Here is a 12,035-nt window from a genome sequence, read left to right as displayed (position 1 = left end):
CTGTCCGACGGCGAAACGGCGTGACACGGGCACCTGATGCTGAACGCTGAGCTATTCGGCGACCTCGGTGCGGTACGTCCAGCGGTAGAGGGGCATGGTGGTGTCCCCGTCCGTGTGACGGTCGAGCTCGTAGTGCTCGTAACCTCCGGTCCACCGGAACGTGAGGCGACTCGCGTCCCGTCGCTGCGGGACCGGCGGGAGATCGACGAGTCGGTCCGGTCCACCGGAGAGGCGGAACGCGCCGGCATCGGTTGCGCCAGGTCGGGGCTCGGGCTGCGGGTCAGGGACGAGTGTGGTCATGACGGGTCCTCCTGGGAGCCTCCGGTCGCCCACGGCGCGGCCGGGTTGGCCGCGATCTGACCGGCCAGGGCGCTCATGGTGGGTGAGGTCCAGATCACGGTGCGAGGTATGTCGAGGCCCAGGCTGCGTTCCAGGCGCGCGCGCAGTTCCTGTGCCATGAGGGAGTCGAGGCCCAGCGCGGCGAGGTTGTGCTCCGGGCTGAGCGAGTTGTCCGGCAGCCGCAGGACGGTGGCCACGTGGTCGCTGATGTGCTGCTCCAGCAGGCGTTGTCGCTGGGGTGCGCTGTCGACCTGGCACAGCCGCGCCAGCACCGGGTCGTCGACGACCGCCGTTCCCACAGCGCCGAGGACGTCCGCGAAGAAGGTCGACTCCAGCGAGGACAGGCGGCTGCCCACGAACAGGGCGATGTCCTGCGGTGTGTAACCGGTGCGCGCGCGGGAGTGGCGCAGGATCGTGTCCAAGGCGCGGACGCCCTCGACCGGGTCGATCATGGTGAAGCCGCGCTGCTCCAGTGCCGCGCCGATGCCGTAGCGACCCCACAGACCCCAGTTGACGCTGGTGGCCGGCAGTTGCCGGGATCGGCGCCAGGCGCAGAACTCGTCGAGCGCCGCACTCGCCGCGGCGTACAGCCCTTGACCGGGCGACCCGTGCAGGGAGGCAACGGAGGAGAAGCCGACCCACCAGTCCAGTTCGTGGCCGAGCGTGGCCTCGTGCAGTCGCCACGCGCCGGTCACCTTGGGCTCCCAGACGCGGTGCAGGATGGGCGGGTCGAAGTGGTCCATCGTGATGTCCTCGACCACCGCGGCGGCGTGCAGCACACCTCGCAACCGGCGGCCTCCCTCCGTCGCGCGGGCAACCAGTCGTTCGGCGGTGCCGGCGGCCGCGATGTCGCCTTCGACCGTGACCACTCGGGTCCCGGCGGCGCGCATCCCCTCGATCGCGCGCCGGGCGTCAGGGCCGGGAGCCGACCGGCTGCACAGGACGATGGAAGCCGCCCCGTTGTCGGTCAGCCACCGGGCGACCAGGAGGCCGAGACCGCCGAGACCGCCGGAGACGATGTAGCTGCCGTCGCCGCGCACCACCTCGACCTGCTCGGGCGGTTCGACGGCTTCGACGGTCCCCGCCGTCGGCCAGGTGAGCACCAGGCGTCCGATGTGCTCGGCGTTCGCCATCCTGCGGAACACGTCAGGGGCTTCGGCGACGGGGAAGTCGGCGTAGGGCAGCGCCGGGATCTCGCCCGCCGCGAGTGCCTGGGCCACTTCGGCCGACAGCCGGGCGATCAGGTCGGGATTGATATCGGTGAGCAGGGTCAGGTCCATGCTGTGGAAGGAGATGTTGCGCCGGAACGGAGCCAGGCCGATGCGGGCGTCGGCGTCGATGTCCCGCTTGCCGATCTCGACAAAACTGCCCTCGGGGGCGACCAGGTCCAAGCCGACCCGTTGCGCCTGGCCGGTCAGCGAGTTGAGGACCACGTCGACGCCCCGGCCGCCGGTCGCCTTGCGGACGCCTTCGGCGAACTCCAGCGAACGGGAGTCGAGCACCGTGGCGATTCCCAGGGAGCGCAGGTACTCCCGCTTCACCTCGGTGCCGGCGGTCGCCAGGACGGTGGCGCCGCGGGCGCGGGCGACGTGCACCGCGGCCAACCCCACCCCGCCGGCGGCGGAGTGGATGAGCACGGTCTGGCCCGGCCGCAGACCGGCCTGGTGCCGCAGGCCGTACCACGCCGTCATGTAGGCGCCCGTCAGGCCCGCCGCGGCCAGGGTGCTCAGGTCGTCGGGCACGGGCACCAGCCAGTCCGCCCGGACCACGAGGTGCGAGGAGAACGCGCCGCCGTCGGTGGTGACGGTGGCGACCCGACGGCCCAACCATGCGGGGTCGACCTCGTCGCCGACCGCGGTGACCGTGCCGGCGCAGTCGAAGCCGATCCCGTGGTCGGCCGAGCGCAAACCCAGCGCGACCAGCACGTCGCGGAAGTTCAGGCTGCTGGCGCCGATCGTGATCTCGACCTGCCCGGGTCCGGGGGCCTTCCGCTCCTGGTGAACCAGTTCGAGGGAGTCGAGGTCCCTCACCCTGCGCGGGAAGAGCGTGTAGCCGTCGACGCCGACCTCGCAGGTGCGGTTCCGGCGGTCCTCGGCTTGGCGGGGCGCGTAGGCAAGGCGTGCCCGGTGGCGGACCCCGTGGCGCCAGGCGATCTCGTCATCTCCTCGGGAACCCGACGCGAGGTCGAGGAGCAGGTCGGCGGGACCGGTGTCCCCGTCCACGTCGACGGAGGTCGGGCAGAGTTCTCCGTGCTCGATCGACAGCACCCGCATCAGGCCCTGCACCCCGCTGTGGCTCAGATCGACAGAGTCGTCGGGCAACACGCTCTGCGCGCCGGGGGTGACGGCCCATAGCCGCGGCGTGGTGCCCTGGGCGCGGCGGGCGAGCGCGCGCACGATCAGCGCCACCCGACCGACGCGCTGCACGGCAGTGGCCAAGTCGAGGTCTTCACCACCACCACCGGGCGGTCCCGGCAGGACCACCACACCCGTCAGTTCGGGTTCGGCGAGGAACGACGTGGTCGCGTCGTCCAGCGCATCGGCACTTGGTGGCACGACGGCGACCAGGCTGGTTCCGCCGTTCTCCCGGAGCAGGTCGGCCAGCACGGCGGCGTTCGGGTCGGCCGCGGTCTCCGTGACCAGCAACCAGGTGCCCCGGATCGCCGGCGGTTCGTCCGGCAGCGGCGAAGGAGACCACCGCACCTGCAGCAGGCGGCTGTCGAACAGCTGCTCGGCGGTCATCTCGCCGGCGAGGGAGAACACGACGTCGACGGCCTCGGCGACCACGCGACCGTCGTCGTCGAGCAGCCACAGCGTGCCGGTGCAGCCGGTGGAATCCGCCTGGTCCAGGCGGGCCAGGCAATGGCTGCCTGTCGAGGTGTCGCCGTGGACCAGCAGTGAGCCGACTCGGCGGGGCAGCGCCAGTCCATCGCCCAGCTCGCAGGAGCGGGTCCACAGGATGGCGAGGGCTTGCAGGCACGCGTCCATCTGGGCCGGGTGCCAGATCAACCCGCGCGTCCTGCTGAACGCGCTGTCCGCCAGGGAGATCTTGGCCAGCGCGCTCGACCTCGTGCCGTTGTCGTCTCCGTCGCACACGTCCACCCGGCTCAGTGCGGTGAACACGCCGCCGTGCTCGATCCGGTGCAGCTTCAGCAGTCGTTCGGCGAACTCCGCCAGATCGACCGGCCGGGTGTGCTTCGCGCGCTGCTCGGCCAGATCCACAGGCGGTCGTCGCGGAACCTCGGCGTGGCGCAGGACGGCCGTGGCGTACACGGTGCGGTTCTCGTCGTCGTCCGTGGCTGCCAGGTTCCACCGGTAGCACCCGGACTCGTCCGGATCGGCGGTCGCCGCCAAGCGGTCCCCCGCGGCGCGGTGATCCGCGGCCACCGGCAACATCCGCAGGAACTCCACGTCGCTCACGCACACGGACTCCGTCTGGAACACCTCGCGTGCGGCTGCCAGGGCCATCTCGCAGAGCCCGGCTCCCGGTAGCACTTGGACGTCCTCGACCTTGTGGTCGGCCAGCCACGGCAGCGAGGCGACGTTGGGGCGGGATCGCCACCAGTGCCGATCGTCGGTGGGGTCCAACCCGTGCACGTGCGAGCCCAGCAGCGGGTGGCCGTCGGTCAACGGTGTGCCCGGACCGAGCACGATGGGCGGCGGCACCAGGTAGGTGGAGCGCTGCCACGTCGTCGCGGGGGCGTCGACCAGTTCTCCTTCACCGTAGAGGCGCTGCCACTCGACGGGGTAGCCGGCGCAGTGGGCTGCCGCCAGTTGCCGGGCGAACGCGCGTTGCTCGTCCTGCTCCTTGAGCAGGGTCGGCAGGACGACCCCGTGCTGTTCGCCGGACGCGAGCAGGTTCTGCTGCAGCGGGAAGGACAGCAGCGGGTGCGGCGACACCTCGACGTACATGCGGAAGCCGTCGGCTGCGGCGGCCGTGACCGCGTCGGCGAACCTGACCGGTCGACGGAGGTTGGCCACCCAGTACTCGACGTCCCCGGAGATCGGCGCGCGGGGATCGGACTGGACGGTGCTGTAGAACGGAAGCCGAGCCGGTTGCGGTCGTACGTCGGCCAGTGCGGTGCGGATGTCGTCGAGCACCTCGTCGACCTGCGGGGAGTGGGAGGCCACGTCCACCGCGATCTGCGCGGCCGACACTCCCGCGTCCTCCCACCGCCGCACGAGCGCGGCGATCTGCCCGGCGTCGCCGGACAACACGGTGGACGAGGACGAGGCGATCACCGCCACCTCCACTTCGGACGCCTGCTCGCCCAGCGCGGCGAGCTCGGCCTCCACGTCGTCCAGCCCCAGGTGCACCGAGGCCATGGCACCGCGACCCGCCACCCGGGCGGTCAGCCGGGATCGGCGGCACACCACCCGGACCGCGTCTTCGGGGGTCAGGATCCCGGCTATGACAGAGGCCGCGATCTCGCCGAAGGAATGGCCGATCACCGCTGCGGGCTCCACCCCGTGGGCCCGCCACATCGCTGCCAGCGCGACCTGCACCGCGAACAGCACCGGCTGCACCCGCGCGAACCCGGCCACCACGTCCGGTGCGGCCAGCACCTCGGACACGCGCAGCCCGGACTCCTCTTCGATCAACGGTTCCAGCGACCGGATGGTGTCGGTGAACGCCTCGTCCCGGCCCAGCAGCCCCATGCCCATCCGTGCCCACTGCGAACCCTGCCCGGAGAACACCCACACCGCACCCGGTCCCACTCCCCGACCCGCCAGCCCGTCCCGCACGTCGCCGGAGGTCTCCCCCCGCGCGTACCGCTCCAGGTGCCCCGCGAGTTCGTCGCGCGAGCCGGCCACCACCGCCAGCCGCGCAGCGGAGTGCGAGCGCCGCACGGCGAGGGTGTGCGCCAGATCGGGCAGTCGCACGTTCGCGCCATCGCCGTCCAGCCAGTGCGCCAGGCGAGCGGCCGAGGAGGGCAACGCACCCTGCGACCCTGCGGACAGCACCACGACGTGCGGGCGGGAAGCGCACGCGGTCACGTCGACGCGCGATCGTGCCGGCAGCGGAACCGACTCCTGGGGCGGCTCTGCCACGACGACGTGGGCGTTGGTGCCGCCGAGGCCGTACGAGGAGACCGCCGCGATCCTCGGGCCGTCCTCGATCGGCCACGGCACCGTCTCGGTGGGCACGAACAGCCCCGAGCCTTCCGGGTGGATCTGCGGATTCCACCCGGCGAAGTGCAGCGACGCGGGAACCTGCCCATGTCGGACGCTCATCACGGCCTTGAGCAGACCCGCGATGCCCGAGGCCGGTTCCAAGTGCCCGATGTTGGTCTTGATCGACCCCAGCGCGCACCGGCCCCCGCCCTGCCCGTAGACGGCCGTGGTGGACCCGAACTCGACCGGGTCGCCCGCCGGTGTGCCCGGACCGTGCGCCTCCACCATCCCGACCTCCGCCGCGTCGACACCCGCGTACCGCAGCGCCTCGCGGAACACCGCTTCCTGCGCGATCCCGGACGGCACCGTCATCCGGTGGCCCTGCCCGTTCTGGTTGACCGCCGAGCCGCGCAGTACCGCGAGGATCCGGTCGTGGTCGCGTTCGGCGTCCTCCAGCCGCTTCAGCACGACCACTCCGCAGCCCTCACCCCGTACGAAGCCGTCCGCGCCCGCGTCGAAGGCGTGGCAGCGACCGGTCGGGGACAACATCCCCCAACCGACCCTGGTCAGTCCCGACTCGGGACCCGTCATGAGCTGCGCCCCGCCTGCCAGCGCCAACTCCGACTCCCGCGTCCGGAGACTCTGGCACGCCAGGTGCAGTGCGACGAGGCTGGACGAGCACGAGGTGTCCACCACCAGGTTCGGTCCCCGCAGGTCCAGGGTGAACGCCGCGTGCCCGACCGCCGTCGCGTGCAGGCTCGTCGAGGCGTAGTAGGAGTTGATCTCATCCGGCGGACGCAGGGCGCGCAGCGCGTAGTCGGTCCCGTAGATGCCGGCGAAGACACCGGTCCGGGAACCCCGCAACTCCTTCACCGGGATGCCCGCGTGCTCACACGCCTCCCACAGCACTTCGAGCAGTAGGCGGTGCACCGGGTCGATCCACGGTGCCTCTTCTACGCTTATCCCGAAGAATCCCGGCTCGAACGCGCCCAGTTCACCGTCCAAGAAGCAACCCCAGCGCATCCTGGCGACCGCCGCGGGGCCCACCCCGGCCAGGATTCCCGGCTCCCACCGGTCCAGCGGCACCTCGGTCACGGTCTCGCGGCCCTCGATCAGCAGGTGCCACAACGATTCCAGCGAGTCCACCCCGCCGGGAAACCTGCAGCCGGCACCGATCACCGCGATCGGTTCCTGTTGTACCGCCCGGGAAAGGTCCGCCTTCGAACCAGTGACCACGACGCGCTCCTCACTCGGAATCCGTTCACCCAGCGGAGGCCGGACGGGGCACCTCCGTCAGCAGGCCGTCACCGACGACCTTCGACGCTCCGCGTTTCCCACGTTCCCCGACGCCGATGAGGTGTAGAAGGGCGGCCCGATGGGAACCCGTTGAACGTGCGGCCTTGTTGAACGTCACCGCCACGTCGCCGAAATGGTCCATTGGGGTCCGCTTCGGATTTGTCCTTTGAGGACATGTCGCCGCAGGATCTCGGCAGGACCGTTCGGCCCGCCCCCAGGCGAGGCCGGCCGATATCGAGTTGCAGCGATATTCGGGATTGAGAAGAAACCGACCTCGTTTCAGGATGGTGTGATGACGACTTCTCCACGAGTGCCGAACGCCGAACTGAGGAAGCTGCTGGCAGAGAGCGGGTGGACGGGCCAGATGCTGGCCGGTGCGGTGAACGGGCTGGGCGCGGAGAACGGTGTCACGCTGAGGTACGACCGCACCTCCATCTCGCACTGGCTGTCCGGCTCTCGCCCCTCCCCCCAGGTCGTCGACTTGGTCGCGGAGGTGTTCTCGCGGCAGCTGGGACGCCCCGTCGGTCCGGAGGACACCGGGCTCGTCAGTCCAGCCGGCCGGGCCTTGCGGATTCCTCTTCCTCGAGAGCCGGTGGAACAGCTGGTGTGGATGGGAACCGCGAGCACCAGCGGGCAGGACGTGCTGCGAGGTGTGACGTACAGCCTCACCCGGCGTGGTGCCCTGCCCCTCGTCGGCACATCACCACCTGCGGGCGGACGCGGAAGGATCGGTGTCTCGCACGCGGCAGCCGCCACGTCGATGGTGTCCGTCTTCTCCGCCATCGACATGGCTTTCGGCGGTGGAACCGGCCGTGTGGCACTGTCTGCCTACCTCGCCACCACCGTCGCGCCGTGGTTGCGCGCCTCGGCCACGCCGAAGGTGCGGGCACGGTTGAACTCCGCAGCTGCCCGCCTGTGCTACCTCGCCGGTTGGATGTGCTTCGACGACATGTTGCAGGGTGCCGGTCAGCGCTACTACCAGGCCGCAGCGCGACTGGCCGCCGATGCCGGCGACGCGTGCTGCTACGCGGCGGCCCTCCGCAGCCTGAGCGTGCAAGCCCACTACCTCGGCCACCGCCGCATGGCGTTCCTGCTGGCGGAAGCGGCGATGCGGCAGTCCCACCGGGTGCCGCCCATGGAGGCCGCGTTCCTCACGGGACAACTCGGCGTGGCTGCTGCCGCGTATGGCGACAGCCACGCCGCGCTGGGTCATCTGAGCAGGGCGGAACGGCTGTTGCACCGCACGGAGGGGTCCGACGCACACGTGGGTGGCTACGACGTCGCGGCCTTGGCGCACCAGCAGGCCGAGATCCTGGACGCGATCGGAGACCGGCCCGCCGCGCTGCGCGCTCTGACGGTCTCGCTGAGGCACCGGAAACCGGACCAGCGGCGAGCCCTGGCCATCACCAGCGCTCGCCTCGCGGAACTGCACCTGTCCGCCGGACACCTGGACCGCGCGTGCACCGCGTGGTCGGTGCTCCTCGACGAACGCCCGAACCTCACGTCCGGGCGGGTCGACCGGGCAGTCCGCTCCATGTGCGCCCACCTGCGCCCCCACAGCAACCACCACGCGGCCAAAGCGTTGCTCAAACGGGCGTCGGCCGGATGACGGGCGGCACGACGACCCGCGGTACGACGGGCGAGGTTCGCACGGCGACCTCCACGACAGCCGACGGTCCCAACCCTCGCAAGGCGTCGACCACACCGTCGACCGCACCCGGATCGGCGGTCAGCGACGCGGTCACGCCGACGCACCCCGCCGTGCGCAGCCAGTCCGGTTCGACCTCTCCCGCCGACGCCACCACGAACGCCGGCACGCCCAGCGCCGCGAACCGCGCGACCACCTCCTCGCTGTCGTCCGCTGCCGCCTTGCCCACCACCAGCACCACGTCCGCTTCGGCCAACAGCCGCAACGCGTTGTGCCGGTCGGAAGGTTCGTGGCACAGGGTCGCGGGATGTTGGGGCCTGACGTGATCGAAGCGTGCCCGGACCCGTTCGGCCACCCGCATGAGCCTTGCCACGTCCGCTCCCGGCTCCACCACCACGCCGATCGGGCCGGGATCGCCGACCCGCACGGCGTCGGCCTGTGCCATCTCGTTGACCAGCACGACCTGCTCGGGCGCCTGGCCCGTCAACGTCGGCACGGCCGCGTGCGCGGGATCGGCGACGACCACCACCGTGGCACCCTCCTCCGCCAGCCGCCGGACCTCGCCGGCCGCCGCAGCGACCAACGGGCAGGTCCCGTCGCTCAGGACCAGGTCCCTGGTCGCTGCCTTCGCCCGCACGAGGGGACTGGCACCCGCGGGACCGAAGTGGAGCAGGGCACCGTCCGGGACCTGGTCGAGGGATTCGACGAACACCGTGCCACGCCGGATGAACTCCTCTGTGGTGACCCGGCACGGAGGAGGGGTGCCCAGGACGTGTACGGGCCCGGCAACGGTGCTCAACAACTGGTCCAACGCACGGAAGGACGCTTCGAGCCCGGTGCACCAGGGTTTTACCGCAGCCAGCGCGATACGCCGCGTCCTCAGTACCTGTGCCCACTGTCGGACCGCGCCGAGCACCAGGGCCGCCGCGCGGCGATCACCGCCCGGCACGGCGGCGGCCATGCCCAGCGCACTGCCATCCCGGTCCACATAGGACGCAACGGCCGCCACATCTGCGCTGCACGTGATGTCGCGGGACGACAGGTCCTCGGCGCGCAGGTGTTCGACGCGAACCGGCTCCAGGCCCGCGCGACGCAGGCTGCCCGCGAGCAGCGCGGCGGCCGGACATCGCACCCGTCCTCGTTCCGGGTGCTCCACCCAGTCCGCCACCACGATCTTCCCGGCGAGCTGCCCTTGTCCGACGTTCAGTGATTCGACCCTGAGAGTCCTTCTCATCCTGCCTCCCTCACCGCAGCAACCCGAGCCCACGGGTCCTGGGCCCGTCTCAGCCTGCTTCGTGAACGCCACATCGGTCCCGGTGTGCCGCCGACCCGCCGCAGCCGCCCGTGTAGCCACCTGCCCACGCCGCCGGGGGTCACGAGGTCGCCCTGAGCACGGCGGCCAGGTGGCCCACGGTGGTTTTCCTGGGTAGAACGGACACGGCGCGCGCGTCGGGGACGGTCGCCTTTGCCAGGGCGGTGAGGACGTTGCGCGGGCCGGTTTCGAGGAACGTCCCGGTCCCCGAGCGGTGCAGGCCCTCCAGCGCCCGGCGGAAGTGCACCGGTCCGATCAGGTGGTGCGCCGTCGCTTCGCGCAGCTCCGCTGTGCTCCGGTGGGTGCGCAGCAGCGGCGCGGAGAAGACCGGGGTGTGCGGCAGGTGGACGGTGACGGAGGAGATCTGGTCCAGGAAGGCGCGGGCGGCGCCGATGAGCGCTCGGTTGTGGAACATGATCGTGGTGGCCAGCCGCGTCGTCCGCCGGCCGTTCCGGTTCGCCACTGCCGTCAGCGCCGGCAGGTCACCGGCCGCGCCCGACACCACGCATTGGTTCGGCGCGTTGTCGCACGCCCGTTGCAGGGACGGCAGGGCGACCTCGGCGAGCAGCCGGTCCACTTCCGCCGCGGTCGCTTCGACGACGACCAAACCGCCCGGCGGCGCGGCGCTCTCCGCTATCGCGGCGTCCCGCGCGAGAACGACGCGGGCCCCGTCGCCGACGTCGACGCCCCCGGCCGCGGCCAAGGCCGCGATCTCACCGGCGCTGTGGCCCATCATCGCCCGCGCGCGCACGCCGAACCTCCGGTGCAGCAAAGCGGACACGGCCACAGCGGCGGTGTAGACGGCCAAGTGCGCGGAGGTCGGGTCGTGCGCCGACAGGTGACGTTCGTCCGGGCCTCCGGGGTCGAGCAGCAGCCGGGGCACCCGGTGCCGGCCGTGGTCCGCGTGGTCCACCTGGTCGATCACCGAGCGGACCTCCGGGAGTTCTTCCAGTCCACACAGGACACCCGGGCGGTAGGAGCCCACGCCGGGGAACAGCAGCACCGGCGCGGGGCGGCGGGACGGCGACCGTCGACGTGCAGGGCCGGTCAGCACGAGCGCAGCACGAGCGACACGTCATGCCCGCCGAAGCCCATCGCGTTGTTCAGGGCGGTGACCGGCCCGGTTGGCAACGGGCGCGGGGTGGGGCCTACGACGTCGAGACCGACGGCGGGGTCGAGGTCCACGAGGTTCGTGGTGGGCGGTGCGACGCGGTGGTGGACGGTGAGCGCGGTCAGCACCGACTCGACACCGCCGGCCCCTCCGATCAGGTGCCCGGTCGAGGACTTCGTGGCCGAGACGCACGGGCTGTCTGCGTGTCGGCCCAGCACCCGGCGGATCGCCCCTGCCTCGGCCACGTCGCCCAGGGGCGTGGAGGTCGCGTGGGCGTTGACGTGGGTGAGTTCGGCGGGCGGGGTGCCGGCGTCGTGCAGCGCTGCGGTGACGGCCCGCGCCACGCCCGCGCCGGAGGGGTCCGGCTGGGCGATGTGGTGGCAGTCCGCCGCCAAGCCGTAGCCGGCCAGTTCGCAGTAGACGCGCGCGTTGCGCGCCCTGGCGTGCTCGGCATCCTCGAGCACCAGCACCCCCGCCCCCTCACCGAGCACGAAACCGTCGCGTCCGGTGTCGAAGGGGCGCGACGCGCGGAGCGGGTCGTCGTTGCGGCAGGACAGCGCTCCCATGCGGGCGAACCCCGCCAGCACCAAGGGGTGGATCGTGGCGTCCGCGCCGCCGGCCACAACCACCTTCGCCCGCCCGGACCGGATCATCTGCACGCCGTAGGCGATCGCCTCGGCCCCCGCCGCGCAGGCGCTGACCGGTGAGTGCACGCCGGCTCGTGCGCCGACCAGCAGGCCGACCTCCGCGCTGGGCGAGTTCGGGATCATCATCGGGATGCAGTACGGCGACACGCCGGCCGCGCCCCGGTCCACCAGGGCCTCGTACTGCCGGATCATCGAGGTGATACCGGCGAGGCCGCAGCTGACCACCGCACCGACCTCCAACGGGTCCAGCGGGCTCTCGCCGCTGGAGGCGGGTGCGGTGAACCCGGCATCGGCCCACCCCTCGGCGACCGCTACCAGCGCCAACTGCGTCGCCCGGTCGGTGTGCCGGACCTGCTTGGGCGACAGGACGGCGGACGGGTCGACGACCGCGGCCGCGACGATGCGCACCGGCAGCTGGTCGACCTTCCAGGGCGGCTGGACGTCGAGTGCGCCGATGCCGCTGTCACCGGCGAGCAGGGCCGACCACGTCGTGCGGGCGTCGCCGCCCAGGGGCGTGGTGGCCCCCACACCGGTGACCACGACCCCCGGGACCGTGCCGGACATGGGA

Annotated in this window: 6 protein-coding genes; 1 reads left to right on the top strand and 5 read right to left on the bottom strand. The window is 71.9% G+C overall.

Going from position 1 to position 12,035, the window contains the following annotated elements:
- Nucleotides 1-51: 51 nt before the first annotated feature.
- Both BN6_RS50235 and BN6_RS16255 read right to left on the bottom strand, forming a co-directional pair.
- Complete coding sequence (locus BN6_RS50235; RefSeq protein WP_041312942.1) at nt 52-300, bottom strand: DUF5988 family protein; 249 nt, start codon at nt 298-300, stop codon at nt 52-54.
- Nucleotides 297-6,689: a type I polyketide synthase gene (locus BN6_RS16255; RefSeq protein WP_015100765.1), complete on the bottom strand. Its 6,393-nt coding sequence runs from the start codon at nt 6,687-6,689 to the stop codon at nt 297-299. The genes BN6_RS50235 and BN6_RS16255 overlap by 4 nt, the downstream gene beginning before the upstream one ends.
- A 370-nt stretch (nt 6,690-7,059) precedes the next feature.
- Here BN6_RS16255 and BN6_RS16250 point away from each other — a divergent pair, with 370 nt between their 5' ends.
- Nucleotides 7,060-8,358: a hypothetical protein gene (locus BN6_RS16250; RefSeq protein WP_231905312.1), complete on the top strand. Its 1,299-nt coding sequence runs from the start codon at nt 7,060-7,062 to the stop codon at nt 8,356-8,358.
- Here the strand turns inward: BN6_RS16250 and BN6_RS43755 are convergent.
- The 3 genes from BN6_RS43755 to BN6_RS16235 all read right to left on the bottom strand — a co-directional run bounded on the left by BN6_RS43755 (nt 8,336) and on the right by BN6_RS16235 (nt 12,031).
- Complete coding sequence (locus BN6_RS43755; protein ID WP_015100762.1) at nt 8,336-9,631, bottom strand: putative 4-hydroxy-3-methylbut-2-enyl diphosphate reductase; 1,296 nt, start codon at nt 9,629-9,631, stop codon at nt 8,336-8,338. The two genes, BN6_RS16250 and BN6_RS43755, sit on opposite strands and share 23 nt — an antisense overlap.
- 139 nt (nt 9,632-9,770) lie before the next feature.
- A complete protein-coding gene (locus BN6_RS16240; RefSeq protein WP_015100761.1) occupies nt 9,771-10,763 on the bottom strand; it encodes an ACP S-malonyltransferase in 993 nt (330 codons plus the stop codon).
- Nucleotides 10,757-12,031, bottom strand: a complete 1,275-nt coding sequence (locus BN6_RS16235; RefSeq protein ID WP_015100760.1) for a beta-ketoacyl-[acyl-carrier-protein] synthase family protein — start codon at nt 12,029-12,031, stop codon at nt 10,757-10,759. Before BN6_RS16235 ends, BN6_RS16240 begins: the two co-directional genes overlap by 7 nt.
- Nucleotides 12,032-12,035: the final 4 nt, after the last annotated feature.

Origin of the sequence: Saccharothrix espanaensis DSM 44229 (assembly GCF_000328705.1) — a bacterium.
In the GTDB taxonomy this organism is placed as follows: Bacteria; Actinomycetota; Actinomycetes; order Mycobacteriales; family Pseudonocardiaceae; genus Actinosynnema; species Actinosynnema espanaense.
This window is presented reverse-complemented; position numbering and strand designations above follow the sequence as displayed.